General features: G+C 74.2%; 12 protein-coding genes. 9 read left to right on the top strand and 3 right to left on the bottom strand.

Annotated features, from left to right (window positions below; genetic code table 11):
* Positions 1-123: 123 nt before the first annotated feature.
* Positions 124-450 (bottom strand): preprotein translocase subunit YajC, encoded by a 327-nt coding sequence (gene yajC / locus N4G63_RS19805; protein WP_260787154.1) that lies wholly within the window; start codon positions 448-450, stop codon positions 124-126.
* Between the two features lie 157 nt (positions 451-607).
* Positions 608-1,561: a tetratricopeptide repeat protein gene (locus N4G63_RS19800; RefSeq protein ID WP_260787155.1), complete on the bottom strand. Its 954-nt coding sequence runs from the start codon at positions 1,559-1,561 to the stop codon at positions 608-610.
* Positions 1,562-1,706: 145 nt separating this feature from the next.
* On the opposite strand from N4G63_RS19800, the gene purE reads away from it, so the two are divergent.
* The 8 genes from purE (at position 1,707) to N4G63_RS19760 (ending at position 10,457) form a co-directional block, all read left to right on the top strand.
* The gene (purE, locus tag N4G63_RS19795) at positions 1,707-2,171 is read left to right on the top strand and encodes a 5-(carboxyamino)imidazole ribonucleotide mutase (RefSeq protein ID WP_260787661.1); all 465 of its coding nucleotides are present in this window, start codon (positions 1,707-1,709) and stop codon (positions 2,169-2,171) included.
* A complete protein-coding gene (locus tag N4G63_RS19790; RefSeq protein ID WP_314600095.1) occupies positions 2,168-3,364 on the top strand; it encodes a 5-(carboxyamino)imidazole ribonucleotide synthase in 1,197 nt (398 codons plus the stop codon). The genes purE and N4G63_RS19790 overlap by 4 nt, the downstream gene beginning before the upstream one ends.
* A 40-nt stretch (positions 3,365-3,404) precedes the next feature.
* A complete protein-coding gene (locus tag N4G63_RS19785; RefSeq protein WP_260787156.1) occupies positions 3,405-4,460 on the top strand; it encodes an L-threonylcarbamoyladenylate synthase in 1,056 nt (351 codons plus the stop codon).
* Positions 4,461-4,481: 21 nt separating this feature from the next.
* Positions 4,482-5,507 (top strand): SGNH/GDSL hydrolase family protein, encoded by a 1,026-nt coding sequence (locus N4G63_RS19780; RefSeq protein WP_260787157.1) that lies wholly within the window; start codon positions 4,482-4,484, stop codon positions 5,505-5,507.
* An 82-nt stretch (positions 5,508-5,589) separates the two neighbouring features.
* Positions 5,590-6,432 (top strand): tRNA (adenosine(37)-N6)-threonylcarbamoyltransferase complex dimerization subunit type 1 TsaB, encoded by an 843-nt coding sequence (tsaB, locus tag N4G63_RS19775; protein WP_260787158.1) that lies wholly within the window; start codon positions 5,590-5,592, stop codon positions 6,430-6,432.
* Positions 6,432-6,980 carry a ribosomal protein S18-alanine N-acetyltransferase gene (gene rimI, locus N4G63_RS19770; RefSeq protein ID WP_314600094.1) on the top strand — a complete coding sequence of 183 codons (549 nt, stop codon included), beginning with the start codon at positions 6,432-6,434 and terminating at the stop codon, positions 6,978-6,980. Before tsaB ends, rimI begins: the two co-directional genes overlap by 1 nt.
* Positions 6,967-7,851, top strand: coding sequence for a uracil-DNA glycosylase (locus N4G63_RS19765; RefSeq protein WP_260787159.1), 885 nt, complete (start codon positions 6,967-6,969; stop codon positions 7,849-7,851). Before rimI ends, N4G63_RS19765 begins: the two co-directional genes overlap by 14 nt.
* A 134-nt stretch (positions 7,852-7,985) precedes the next feature.
* On the top strand, positions 7,986-10,457 hold the full coding sequence (locus tag N4G63_RS19760) for a diguanylate cyclase domain-containing protein (protein WP_314600227.1): 2,472 nt from the start codon (positions 7,986-7,988) through the stop codon (positions 10,455-10,457).
* 126 nt (positions 10,458-10,583) lie between these two features.
* Here the strand turns inward: N4G63_RS19760 and glmU are convergent, their stop codons facing one another.
* The gene (glmU, locus tag N4G63_RS19755) at positions 10,584-11,969 is read right to left on the bottom strand and encodes a bifunctional UDP-N-acetylglucosamine diphosphorylase/glucosamine-1-phosphate N-acetyltransferase GlmU (RefSeq protein WP_260787161.1); all 1,386 of its coding nucleotides are present in this window, start codon (positions 11,967-11,969) and stop codon (positions 10,584-10,586) included.
* Between glmU and N4G63_RS19750 the strand changes: the two genes are divergently transcribed.
* Complete coding sequence (locus tag N4G63_RS19750; protein WP_314600093.1) at positions 11,968-12,870, top strand: DUF6279 family lipoprotein; 903 nt, start codon at positions 11,968-11,970, stop codon at positions 12,868-12,870. The genes glmU and N4G63_RS19750 overlap by 2 nt on opposite strands.
* The last annotated feature ends 36 nt before the right edge of the window (positions 12,871-12,906 follow it).

The raw sequence follows: 12,906 nt of genomic DNA, 5'->3' as shown, positions 1-12,906 counted from the left end.
CCCGGTGGCAGGCCCTGCTGGGCAGGTGGCTGCGGCGCCGGGCGGTTCACCCCGCGGGCGGGGTGCATCTGGCGGCCGTGGTGCGGGGGGCACCGGCGGCCGTGCCTCACAAGCCGCTGGGGCTTACTTGCCGTAGGTGCCCTTGGGCAGCACCTGCACCACGGCGCTGCGCTGCAGCTGCAGCTCGACGCCGCTGGCGACTTCAAGGCGCAGGTGGTTGTCGTCGAGCTTGGTCACGCGGCCCACCAGACCGCCCGAGGTGACCACCTCGTCGCCCTTGGCCAGCGCCTCGATCATGGCGCGGTGCTCCTTCTGGCGCTTCATCTGCGGGCGGATCATCACGAAGTACAGCACGGCGAACATGCCGACCATGATGACCAGCTGCATGGTGCCGCCGTCACCAACACCGGCGGCCGGGGCGGTCTGGGCGAATGCGTTGGAAATGAACATGTGAGAGGTTCCTACTGAAGGTCAGGTCGTGCGCTGCCTGGAGGCAACGCCTTGGGATGCGGGCAAACCGCCCATTTTAGGTGCGCGCGGTGACGCCCGATGCGAGGGGCGCTGCGGCGGCGCCCGGCACCCGGCCGGGCGCACGGGCGCATGGCGTTCAGAACAGCGCCATGCTGAGCTTGCGACGGTACTGGTCGATCACCGGGTCGGACGGCGTCACCGCCGCCTTGCCGGTGAGCTCGAGCGTGCCCTTGGCCTTGGCGGCGTCCTGCCCCGGCGCGGCCTTGGGCACCGGCTTGGTCATCAGCTCGAGGATGGCCACATAGGTCTTGCGCGCCAGCTCGTCGTGCCAGGCCTTGTCGCGCATGATGATCTCGAGCAGCGCGTCCATCGCGTCGGTGAAGCGGCCCACCGCCATCAGCAGCTGGGCCAGCTCGTAGCGGGCGTCGAAGTCGCGGCGGTTGGCCTCGATGGCCGCGGCCAGGGCCTGCGGGCTGCGCGCCACGGGCGCCTTCTCGCAGGCGCTCAGCCACAGGCCCAGGGCGGCCAGGCGCGGCTCGAACTGCAGCTTCGAGACCACCGGCTCGAAGGCCTGGCGCGCCAGCACCAGATCGCCTGTCTCGATCAGCAGCTTCACGTAGTCGAAGCGCGCGCTGTCGTTGGCCGGGTCCGCCGCCACGGCCTGCTGCAGCTTGGCCAGCGCGGCCGGCAGGTCGCCCTCGGCCTCCAGGGCTTCGGCCTCGGCGGTCTCGACCTCGGCCTCGACCTCGTCGGCGCTGGGCACATGGCGGTCGAGAAACTCGCGGATCTGCGCCTCGGGCAGCGCGCCTACAAAGCCGTCCACCGGCTGGCCATTGGCAAACAGCACGCAAAACGGGATCGAGCGCACGCCGAAGGCCTGGCTCAGCTGGCTGGCGATCTCGGGCTGGTCGTCGCTGTTGAGCTTGGCCAGCGTGAAGCGGCCCTCGTAGGCGGTTTCCAGCTTCTCGAGGATGGGCCCCAGCGTGCGGCAGGGCTGGCACCAGGGCGCCCAGATGTCGAGCAGCACCGGCTGCTGCATCGAGGCCTGGATCAGCTCGGTTTCGAAATTCTGGATCGTGATGTCGCTCATGGTGGGCTGGGCCTGCAGGGGTTTTGACAGTCGCGTGGCACGGGCAGATGCGGGCGGCCGCCTACAATTCAATGTTTTGCCGTCGCTTGCGGAGAACCCCTTGTCAGTTGAGCACCACAACCCCAGCGCCGTGATCGGCGTGCTGATGGGATCGTCCAGCGACTGGGAGACGATGCGCGAGGCGGCCCGGATTCTCGCCGACTTCGGCGTGCCGCATGAATGCCGCGTGGTCTCGGCCCACCGCATGCCCGACGAGATGTTTGCCTACGCCGAGGCCGCTGCCGGTCGCGGGCTGCGCGCCATCATCGCCGGCGCCGGTGGCGCGGCCCACTTGCCGGGCATGCTGGCGGCCAAGACCACCGTGCCGGTGCTGGGCGTGCCGGTGCAGAGCCGGGCGCTGTCGGGGGTGGATTCGCTGCACTCCATCGTGCAGATGCCCAAGGGCATTCCGGTGGCCACCTTCGCCATCGGCGCGGCGGGCGCGGCGAACGCGGCCCTGTTTGCGGTGGCCATGCTGGCCACCGGCGATGCCGCGCTGCGCGGCCGGCTCGAGGCCTTCCGCGCGGCGCAGACGGCCGCTGCCCAGGCCATGACGGCAGAACTCAAATGAGCGGCAAGACGATTCTTCCGGGCGCCACGCTGGGCGTGATGGGCGGCGGCCAGCTGGGCCGCATGTTCGTGCAGGCGGCGCAGGCGATGGGCTATTTCACCGCCGTGCTCGATGCCGATCCGGCCTCGCCGGCCGGCCTGGTGGCCCACTACCACATCGACACCGGCTACCTCGACGAGCAGGGCCTGGCGCAGCTGATGCAGCGCAGCGCCGCGATCACCACCGAGTTCGAGAACGTGCCCGCCGCCGCGCTGGTGACGCTGGGTGCGCACCGGCCGGTGGCGCCGGCGGCCGAGGCCGTGGCCATCTGCCAGGACCGCGCCGAAGAAAAGGCGCTGTTCCGCCGCGCCGGCGTGCCGTGCGCGCCGCATGCCCGCATCGAGACCGAGGCCGAACTGGCCGCCGTGCCCGACAGCCTGCTGCCCGGCATCCTGAAGACCGCCCGCCTGGGCTACGACGGCAAGGGCCAGGTGCGCGTGGCCGACCGCGCCGCGCTGGCCGCCGCCTGGGCCCAGCTGCGGCAGGTGCCCTGCGTGCTCGAGGCCATGCTGCCGCTGGCACTGGAGCTCAGCGTGGTGGTGGCGCGCAATGCCTTTGACGACGTGGTGCAGCTGCCGGTGCAGCAGAACCTGCACCGCGACGGCATCCTGGCCGTGACCCAGGTGCCGGCACCCGATGTCGCGCCGGCGCTGCAGCAGCAGGCCAGCGACTGCGCCGCCGCGCTGGCCCGGGCGCTGGGCTATGTGGGCGTGCTGTGCGTCGAGTTCTTCGTGCTGAAAGACCCGCTGCCAGGCCCCGACGGCACCTGGGTCTCGCTGGTGGCCAACGAGATGGCGCCGCGTCCGCACAACTCGGGCCATTGGTCGGTGGACGGCAGCGACGTGAGCCAGTTCGAGCTGCAGGTGCGCACGCTCACCGGCCTGCCGCTGGTGGCGCCGCGCCAGCATTCGCCGGCGGTGATGCTCAACCTGCTGGGCGACCTGTGGTTTCCGCAGGGCGCCGATGCGGCCGAAGCCACACCGCCGTGGGCCCAGGTGCTGGCACTGCCCGGCGTGCACCTGCACCTGTACGGCAAGGCCAGCGCCCGCCCGGGCCGCAAGATGGGCCACCTCACCGTCACGGCCGACACCGCCGCCATGGCCCGCACGGTGGCCTCGCAGGCCGCGGCGCTGCTGGGCCTGCCGGCGTTCTGAGCGCGCGGCGCCGCGCCACGTCTCCATCAAACCTCCGGCGATGAGCATCCTGCGCGGCGACGATCCCGCGGCCCTGGCCGCCGCCGCCGAGCGCCTGGCCGCCGGGGCGCTGGTGGGCCTGCCCACCGAGACGGTGTACGGCCTGGGCGCACGCGCCGACGACGATGCCGCCGTGGCGCGCATCTTTGCCGCCAAGGGCCGGCCGGCCGACCATCCGCTGATCGTGCACGTGGCCGACGCCGCCGCCGCGGCGTTTTTCGCTGCCGATGCGCTGCCGCCCGCGGCCCGGCGCCTGATGGCGGCCTTCTGGCCCGGGCCGGTGACCGTGATCGTGCCGCGCCGCGACGGCGTGGCCGCGGCCTCGGCGGGCGGGCAGGCCAGCATCGGCCTGCGCTGCCCCTCGCACCCGGTGGCCCAGGCGCTGCTGCGGGCCGCCGCGGCGCGCGGCGTGCCCGGCGTCTCGGCGCCCAGCGCCAACCGGTTCGGCCGGGTCAGCCCGACCTGCGCGGCGCATGTGGCCAGCGAGTTCGGGCCCGAGCTGCTGGTGCTGGACGGTGGCGATTGCGATGTCGGCATCGAATCGGCCATCGTCGATGTGAGCCGCGGCCACCCGGTGCTGCTGCGCCCCGGCGCGCTGCCGCGCGAGGCCCTCGAGGCCGCGCTGGGCCAGCCGCTGCAGGCCCCCGATGCCGACGCACCGCGGGCCTCGGGCACGCTGGCCTCGCACTACGCGCCGGCGGCGCGGGTGCGGCTGTTTGCGCCCGAGGCACTGAGCCGGGCGCTGGCCGCCGCGCTTTGCACGGCCGACACCTGCGGCCCGCAGGCGCCCGAGGGCGTGGCGGTATATTCCCGCCAGCCTGTGGCCGGGCCCCAGGCCATGGCTGCGTCCGGACTTTGGCGGCCGATGCCCGCCGACCCGGCCGCCGTGGCCCATGAACTGTTTGCGGTGCTGCGGGCGCTGGATGTGCCTGCGGTGCGCGAGATCTGGATCGAGCAACCGCCCGATCTGCCGGCCTGGGAAGGCGTGCGCGACCGCCTGCGGCGCGCCGCTGCCGACCCAGGCCATGACGGCCGCCAGCCTGGCGCCGTTGCCTGATGAAGCTGAACTGGAATGTCGATGAGTCTCTCGCGTGATTTGACCCGCCGCCTGCCGCACTGGCTGACCCGTGTGCGGGGCGCCGGTGCGCTGGCCGTGGCCGCGGCCCTGGTGGCTGGCTGCGGTGGCGGCACCTCGCAGGTGGAGTCGTTCAAGCCCGACCGCCTGGTGGTGCTGGGTGACGAGAGCAGCATGATCGCCGACGCCACCGATACCGGCGGCAAGCACGACGGCCACAAGTACTCGATCAACGACCGCAGTTCCACCAGCACCGGCAAGTGCCTGTCGCTGCCGACCTTTGCGCAGTCGGTGGCCAGCCTGTACGGCTTCGTGTTCAAGGAATGCAATCCGACCGATGCCACGGTCAAGGCCTTCATCCTGGCCAAGGAAAACGCCACCGTGGAAGACCCCGCGGCCGGCCTGCGCCAGCAGGTGGCCGAAGTCAGCGGCGGCCTGAGCCGGCGCGACATGGTCACCATGATGATCGGCGTGCACGACGTGCTGGCGGTGTATGCCCAGGTCAAGGGCGGCCTGATGGGCGAGGCCGGTGCGCGCGCCGAGGCCAAGCGCCGCGGCAAGGCCGCGGCCGAGCGCGTCAACAACGACATCCTCAAGACCGGCGCGCGCGCGCTGATCTTCACGATGCCCGACCTGGGCCTGTCGCCCTATGCCGTGAGCGAGCAGCTTTCGCGCCCGAATGCCAAGGCCCTGCTGTCGCAGCTGACCTACGACTTCAACGCCGAGTTGCGCACCAACATCGACGCCACCGCCTACGACGGCCGCAACTACGGCCTGGTGCTGGTCGATGACGTGGTGGCCGCGGTCTACAAGCTGCCCTCCGGCTACCTGGCCTCGCCGGCCTCGCCCGACGTGGCGGCCTGCGATGCCGCCCAGGTCACCGTGGCCACCCAGTGCACGCTCAGCACGCTGGTCAGCGGCGCCTCGAGCACCAGCCACCTGTGGGCCGACAGCATCCACCTGGGCCCGCAGGCGCACAGCCTGATCGGCAGCCAGGCGCAGTCGCGCGCGCTCAACAACCCGTTCTGAGCGGCGCCCGCGCCGCCCCGCGGCAGCGCCCGGGCGCCCGGCTGCGGCGCCCGCCGCCCCGCGGCTACACTGCCGCGCCGCCATGACCGAACGCCCGCCCGCCAGCCTGCCAGTCCGCCCGCCAGCCCGTGCGCCCGGCGCGGCCGCGGCATGCCTGCTGGCGCTGGACACGGCCACCGAATGCCTGGCCGTCGGCCTGTGCACGCCGCAAGGCCGCTGGCTGCAGCATGAGGCTGGCGGCGCCCAGGCCTCGGCGCGGCTGGTGCCGGTGGTGATGGATCTGCTGCGCCAGGCCGGCACCTCGCTGGCCGGGCTCGACGCGATCGCCTTCGGCGTCGGCCCCGGTGCCTTCACCGGCCTGCGCACCGCCTGCGCGGTGGCCCAGGGCCTGGGCTTCGGCGCCGACCGGCCGCTGCTGCCGGTCGACAGCCTGCTGATCGTGGCCGAGTCGGCGCGCGCCGAGCAGGCCAGCGCAGGCCAGCCCGATGACGGCACCGGCGCCTGGTGGGTGGCGGTGGATGCGCGCATGGACGAGGTCTACGCCGCCGAGTACCACTTCGACGCCGCCGAGGGCTGGCACACCCGGCAGGCCCCGGCGCTGTACACCCAGGCCGCGCTGGCCGAGCGCTGGGCCCGGGCCCAGCCGCAGCGCGTGGCCGGCAACGCGCCGCGGCTGTTCGGTGCACGCCTGCCGGTGCAGGGTGTGCGCTGCATCGAGCCGGCCGAGCATCCCGCGCAGGCTCAGCCGGCCGCACAGGGGGCTGGCGGCCGGGCCGGTGCGCTGCTGCGCCTGGCCGGCGCGGCCTGGGCGCGTGGCGCCCAGATCAACGCCGACCAGGCCTTGCCGCTGTACCTGCGCGACAAGGTGGCATTGACCACCGACGAGCGCCTGCGCCAGCGCGCCGCCGCCGCCGGGGCGCCGTGATGGCCGGCCCGCAGCGCGCCCAGGGCGAGGTGCAGGCCGTGCACCGCGCCATGCAGGTGACCGACCTCGACCCGGTGATGGCGGTGGAGGCGGGCGCCTACAGCCACCCCTGGACACGCGGCAACTTCATCGACTCGCTGGCCGCCGGCTACGACACCGAGCTGCGCCTGGCGCCGCCCGGGCAGCTGATCGGCTACATGGTGGCCATGCGTGGTGTCGGCGAAACCCATCTGCTGAACATCACCGTGGCCCCGGCCTGGCAGCGGCGCGGCCATGCCCGCGCGCTGCTGGCGCGCCTGCTGGCGCAATGCCGCGCCCGCGCCGACGAGGCCTTGTGGCTGGAGGTGCGGCAAAGCAATGCGCCGGCCCGCGCGCTGTACGCGGCCTGCGGCTTTGCCGAGGTCGGCCTGCGCCGAGGCTATTACCCGGCCGAGCGCGGGCGCGAAGACGCGCTGGTGATGCGCCTGGGCCTGCCGCAGCACGCGGCCACCGGTCTGCCGCCGACCGGACCCTGGGCCCAGCACGGAGGTGACCATGCGCTGGGATGAACGCCAGCAGGCCATGCTGCGCAGCCTGGGCCTGCGCCTGTGGCTGCCGCCCACCGAGGCCGATGCCGCGGCGGCCGCGCCTGCGGCGGCCAGCGCGGTGCTGGCCGACACGCCGGCTGCGGCGGCGGCCGTTGCCTTGGCGGGTTCGCCTGCCGCGGCGCCTGCCGTGGCACCGGCCATTCCAGCGGCATCGGCACCGGCATCGGATGGTGCCCCGCGCCCGCTGGCGCCCGCGCGGCCTCTCGCGGCGGCGCCGCCACGCCAGCCTGCCGCGCCACAGCCCGCGGGCGCCATCGCCGGCATGGATTGGCCGGCCCTGCGCGCCGCGGTGGCCGGCTGCCAGGCCTGCAGCCTGGCCGGCAGCCGGCGCAACACGGTGTTCGGCGTGGGCCACGAGCAGGCGCACCTGATGGTCGTGGGCGAGGCCCCCGGCGAGCAGGAAGACCGCGAGGGCGAGCCCTTCGTCGGCGCCGCCGGCCAGCTGCTCGACCGCATGCTGGCCGCGCTGGGCCTCGGCCGCGGCGCGGCCGATCCGGCGCGTCAGGTGTTCATCGCCAATACGCTCAAGTGCCGCCCGCCGCACAACCGCAATCCGCAGCCCGACGAACTGGCGCAGTGCCAGGGCTATCTCGAGCGGCAGGTGGCCCTGGTGCAGCCGCGCGTGATCCTGGCCATGGGCCGGTTTGCGGTGCAGTCGCTGCTGGGCAGCGACGCGCCGATCGGGCGCCTGCGCGGCAGCGTGCACCAGTGGCAGGGCCGGCCCCTGGTGGTGACTTACCACCCGGCCTATCTGCTGCGCCAGCCGGCCGACAAGGCGCGCGCCTGGGACGATCTGTGCCTGGCCGCCAGCTGTCTGCAGACCGCTGACTGACCACCCGAAAAATCCCGGGTGGCAGGCCCGCGACAGAGGGTGTTGCCGGGCGCAGGCGGTCGATATCATGCGCGCCGACCCGGCCCTGACGGCCGCGGCGGGGGAGGCCGAGATTGCAGCGTGACACCGTGCCCATGCAGGGCCGCGAGCCGCCAGCGCGCGCGCTGCCGGTGCCGGCGCCCGATCTGGGCTGGCCCGACAGCCCGCTGCCCGCGCTGGCGCTCGATGCCCAGGGCCGTGCGCTGGCGCTCAATGCAGCGCTGGCCGAATGCCTGGGCCACCCGCGCGAGGCCCTGCTGCAAGAAGGCTGGTGGGCCGCGCTGGCGCCCGCCGCGCTGCGGCCCTTGCAGCAGGCGCTGCGCCCGGGCTGCAGCACGCTGCTGCGGCTGCCGCTGGCGGCAGGGGCGGCGGCCGCTGCCAGCCCGCAGGCTGCCGACGGCACGCTGAGCCTGCAGCTGGCCTGGCAGCCCGAGGCCGGCTGCCACCTGGGCGTGGTGGCCACGCTGCCGGCGCTGTGGCAGGCGCTGGCCGACGAGCAGGCGCAGCACCGCACGCAACGCCAGCTGGGCGATCTGCTGCCGGTGATGGTGGCGTACTTCGGTGGCCGCCAGAGCCTGTGTCGCTATGCCAACCAGGCCTATGCCGCCTTCTACGGCCTGGACACCCGCAGCATCGTCGGCCGCAGCCTGGGCCAGGTGGTGGGCGATGCCGGCCTGGGCCTGGCGCAGGCCGAGGTGCAGCGCATGCTGGCGCATCGCCGCACGGTCACCTACACCCGCTGCGTCGAGCCGGTCGGCGGCGGGCCGCGGCGCTGGGTGGAGGTCCACCTGATCCCGCACATCGGCGCGCCCGGCCAGGCGCGGGCCGGCCAGGTGCAGGGCGCGCTGGTGCTGGTCAGCGATGTCACGCGCTTTGTCGACATCGAGCGTGCGCTGCGCGAGAGCGAGGAGCGGCTGCGCAAGTTTCTGGGCGCCAGCCTGGAAGGCATCGCCTTTCACCGCGACGGCGTGGTGACCGACCTCAACGAGCCGATGGCCGCGCTGCTGGGGCGCGCGCGCGAGACGCTGATCGGCCAGCGGGTGATGGATTTCATCGCCCCGGCGCATGCCGCGCGGGTGCGCGAGGGCATGGCACGCCTGAGCGAGCTGCCCTACGAGGCCGCCTGCCTGCATGCCGACGGCAGCACGCTGCCGGTGGAGATCATCGCCCGCGCCATCCAGCACGACGGCCAGCCGCTGCGCATGGTGGTGGTGCGCGACATCCGCGACCGCCAGGCTGCCCGCGTGCGCATGCAGCACCTGGCCGAGCACGACTCGCTCACCGGCCTGCGCAACCGCGCGGCCTTCATGGCGGCGCTGCAGGCGGCCATCGAGCAGCCGGCCGCACCCGGCATGGTGCTGGCGCTGCTGTTTGTCGACCTCGACCATTTCAAGCGCATCAACGACGCGCTGGGCCATCTGGCCGGTGATGCGCTGCTGCGCACCGTGGCCGAACGCCTGCGCGCCGTGCTGGCGGCCGTGGCGCCGGGGGCCGAGGCCGGGCGCTTTGGTGGCGACGAGTTCGTGATCCTGCTGCCCGGCCTGGCCGGCGCCGCGGCGGCGCGTGCGGCGGCGCTGCGCGTGCACGCGGCCATTGCCGAGCCGGTGAACTGGGGCGGCCGCCCGATGGCCGTGACGCCCACCATCGGCGTGGCGCTGCACCCGGCCGATGGCGACAGCGCCGATGCGCTGCTGCGCCATGCCGACGCGGCCCTGTATGCCGGCAAGGCCGCCGGCCGCGCGGTGGTCACCTTGTTCGAGCCGGCCATGGCGGCGGCCATCGAGGCCGGGCTGCAGCTCGAGGCGCGCATTGCCCAGGGCCTGCGCCAGGGCGAGTTCGGCTGGCGGCTGCAGCCGCGCCGCGCGCTGGCCGATGGCCGGCTGCTGGGCCTGCAGGCCGAGCTGCACTGGCACCACCCCGAGCGTGGCAGCCTGGGCGCGGCCGCCTTCGCCCCGGCCGCCGCGCAGAGCGGCCTGCTGCAGCCGCTGCTCGACTGGGCGCTGGCCGAGGCCCTGCGCCTGCAGGCCGGCTGGGCCGAGCTGGCGCTGGCGGTGCCGCTGTCGCTGAACCTGGCGGGCCTGGTGTCGCGTGCCGCCGGCCTGGCCGACAGCGTGGCCCGCGCGCTGGCCGCGCTGCCGCCTCGCGCGGGGCCGGGCCTGGCGCTGGAGCTCGATGCCGCGCTGTGTGTCGACGATGCCCGCCCGGCGGCCGAGCTGCTGCAGCGCCTGCGCGCGCTGGGGGTCAGCGTCTGGCTGGCCGAGGTGGGGCGTGGCGCGCTGCCGCTGGGCCTGCTGCGGCAGCTGCCCGCCGGCGCCGTGGCCGGCCTGTTGCTGGACGCCGAGCTGGCGGCGGCCCCGGCCGCTGATGCCGCCGCTGGCGCGGTGCTGGGCGCGGCGGCGGCGCTGGCGCGCGGCCTGGGCCTGCCGCTGTGCGCGCCCGGCGTGGCCGATGGGGCGCAGTGGCAGGCCCTGCTCGAGGCCGGCTGCCAGCAGGCGCAGGGCCCGTGGGTGGCGCCGCCGATGACACCGGCCGAGGCCACCGCCTGGCTGGCCACGCAGCGGCGCTGAGGCCTGCCGCGCCAGTGCCTGGCGGCCGGGCTGGCGCTGACCGCCGCGCGCTGCGGCGCTTGCCTGGGCCCAGGGCCCTGACCTGATCGTTGGCCCGTGCGCCAGTCTGAGCGCCGGCCTGAGCGCTTACTTGGGCGTTTTCGGCGCCTTCACCGGCCGCGTCCAGCCCGCCAGCGAGAGCTGCTTGGCGCGCGCCACGGTCAGCTGGCCGGCCGGCGTGTCCTTGCTCACCGTGCTGCCGCCGCCGATGGTGCCGCCGGCGCCCAGGGTCACCGGGGCGATCAAGACGCAGTTGCTGCCCACGTGCACATCGGCGCCGATCACGGTGCGGTGCTTGTTGGCGCCGTCGTAGTTGGCGGTGATGCTGCCGGCGCCGTAGTTCACGCGCTCGCCCACCGTGGCGTCGCCCAGGTAGGCCAGGTGGTTGGCCTTGGCGCCGCGGGCCAGCGTGCTGTTCTTCACCTCGACGAAGTTGCCGATGTGCACCTCCTCGGCCAGCTCGGCGCCGGGGCGCAGCCGCGCATAAGGGCCCACCAGCGCGCCGGCACCCACCTTGGCGCCCTCGATGTGGGTGAACGGGTGGATCACCGCGCCGCTGGCGATCTCGGCGTCGCGGATCACGCAGTGCGCGCCGATCCTCACGTCGTCGCCCAGCCGCACCTGGCCCTCGAGCACGCAGCCGACGTCGATCTCGCAATCCTGGCCATGGGCGAGGCTGCCGCGCAGATCGAAACGCGCCGGGTCGGCCAGGCGCAGGCCGGCGTCCAGCAGCGCCTCGGCCTGGCGCTTCTGGAAGCGGCGCTCCAGGTCGGCCAGCTGCAGCGGGCTGTTGACGCCCAGCACCTCGGTCTCGTCGCGGGCGTGGCTGGCCACCACCGGCACGCCATCGGCCACGGCCATGGCCACGATGTCGGTCAGGTAGAACTCCTTTTGCGCGTTGTCGTTGCGCAGCGCCATCACCCACTGCTTGAGCAGCCGGGTGGGGGCGGCCATCATGCCGGTGTAGACCTCGCGGATCTCGCGCTGGCGCGGCGTGGCGTCCTTGTGCTCCACGATGCCCAGCACGCGGCCGCCGCCGGCATCGCCCGAGCGCAGGATGCGGCCATAGCCGGTGGCGTCGGGCAGCTCGATGGTCAGCAGCGCCAGGCGCTCACCGCCGCAGGCCTCGGCCAGCGCGCGCGCGGTCTCGGGCGCGATCAGCGGCACGTCGCCGTTGAGGATCAGCGTGGTGCCGTCGTCACCCAGGTGCGGCACCACCTGCTGGATGGCATGGCCGGTGCCCAGCTGCGGCATCTGGCGCACCGGCAGCACGCCGCGCGCGGCAATGGCAGACTCGACCTCGTCGGCGCCGTGGCCGGTGATCACCAGCGTGCGCTCGGCGGCCAGCGATTGCGTGCTGTCGAGCACATGCGCCAGCAGCGCACGGCCGGCCAGCCTGTGCAGCACCTTGGGCAGGCGGGATTTCATGCGGGTGCCTTTGCCCGCCGCCATGATCACGATATCGAGTGCCATGAAGTACCGTCTGCCTTGGAATGTGAAGCCGCGGATTATCGGCGCGCTGCAGTGGGCGCTGGTGGCCGCGTGCATGACGCTGCTCACGTCCTGCAGCACCGTGCAGCTGGGCTACAACCAGGGGCCCACGCTGGCCTGGTGGTGGCTGGACCGGCAGATCGACTTCACCGCCGAGCAGCGCCCCCGGGTGCAGGCCGCGCTGCAGGCCTGGTTCGACTGGCACCGCGCCACCCAGCTGCCGGCCTATGCCGACGAGCTGCAGCGGCTGCAGAAGATGGCCGCCGGGCCGGTGAGCGGGGCCCAGGTGTGCGCCCAGCTGGCCGGCTGGCAGCAGCGCGCCCGGGTGGCGCTGGAGCAGGCGCTGCCGGCCGCCGCCGAGGTGGTGCGCACGCTCACGCCGGCCCAGATCAACCAGCTCGAGCGCCACCAGGCCGAAACCCTGGACGACGCCACCCGCGAGTTCGTGCGGCCGCCGCCGGCCGAGCGCCGCCGCCAGGGGCTGGAGCGCGCGCTCGAGCGCTTCGAGCCCTACTACGGCCCGCTGGACGAGGCCCAGCGCCAGCGCCTGGATGCGGGCCTGGCGGCCTCGCCCTTCGACCCCGAACGCTGGCTGGCCGAGCGCCGCACCCGCGCCCAGGGCCTGGTGCGGGCACTGCGCCAGTGGCAGGCCGAGCAGGCCGACGCGGCCACCGTGCAGGCCGGCCTGCGCCGGCTGGCCGAGGAGGTGATCGTGTCGCCGCGGCCAGCCTATGCCGACTACCAGCGCCGCCTGACCGAGAGCAATTGCGCGCTGACCGCCGAGCTGCATGCCGGCACCAGCCCGGCGCAGCGCCAGCGCGCGGTGGAGCGCCTGAAGCGCTGGGAAGACGACCTGCGCAGCCTGGCGGCACCGCGGCGCTGAGCGCCCGCTCGCCGGCTCATTCGCCCGCCTGCTCGC

Origin of the sequence: Aquabacterium sp. OR-4, from assembly GCF_025290835.2 — a bacterium.
Lineage (GTDB): Bacteria > Pseudomonadota > Gammaproteobacteria > Burkholderiales > Burkholderiaceae_C > Pseudaquabacterium.
The sequence above is the reverse complement of the archived record's forward strand: the minus strand, read 5'-3'. Positions and strand labels throughout refer to the sequence as shown.

Excerpts from the sequence above, each read along its gene's own strand:
- yajC (WP_260787154.1), bottom strand. The coding sequence starts at position 450 with ATGTTCATTTCCAACGCATTCGCCCAGACCGCCCCGGCCGCCGGTGTT.
- N4G63_RS19800 (WP_260787155.1), bottom strand. The coding sequence starts at position 1,561 with ATGAGCGACATCACGATCCAGAATTTCGAAACCGAGCTGATCCAGGCC.
- purE (WP_260787661.1), top strand. The coding sequence starts at position 1,707 with ATGGGATCGTCCAGCGACTGGGAGACGATGCGCGAGGCGGCCCGGATT.
- N4G63_RS19790 (WP_314600095.1), top strand. The coding sequence starts at position 2,168 with ATGAGCGGCAAGACGATTCTTCCGGGCGCCACGCTGGGCGTGATGGGC.
- N4G63_RS19785 (WP_260787156.1), top strand. The coding sequence starts at position 3,405 with ATGAGCATCCTGCGCGGCGACGATCCCGCGGCCCTGGCCGCCGCCGCC.
- N4G63_RS19780 (WP_260787157.1), top strand. The coding sequence starts at position 4,482 with ATGAGTCTCTCGCGTGATTTGACCCGCCGCCTGCCGCACTGGCTGACC.
- tsaB (WP_260787158.1), top strand. The coding sequence starts at position 5,590 with ATGACCGAACGCCCGCCCGCCAGCCTGCCAGTCCGCCCGCCAGCCCGT.
- rimI (WP_314600094.1), top strand. The coding sequence starts at position 6,432 with ATGGCCGGCCCGCAGCGCGCCCAGGGCGAGGTGCAGGCCGTGCACCGC.
- N4G63_RS19765 (WP_260787159.1), top strand. The coding sequence starts at position 6,967 with ATGCGCTGGGATGAACGCCAGCAGGCCATGCTGCGCAGCCTGGGCCTG.
- N4G63_RS19760 (WP_314600227.1), top strand. The coding sequence starts at position 7,986 with ATGCAGGGCCGCGAGCCGCCAGCGCGCGCGCTGCCGGTGCCGGCGCCC.
- N4G63_RS19750 (WP_314600093.1), top strand. The coding sequence starts at position 11,968 with ATGAAGTACCGTCTGCCTTGGAATGTGAAGCCGCGGATTATCGGCGCG.
- glmU (WP_260787161.1), bottom strand. The coding sequence starts at position 11,969 with ATGGCACTCGATATCGTGATCATGGCGGCGGGCAAAGGCACCCGCATG.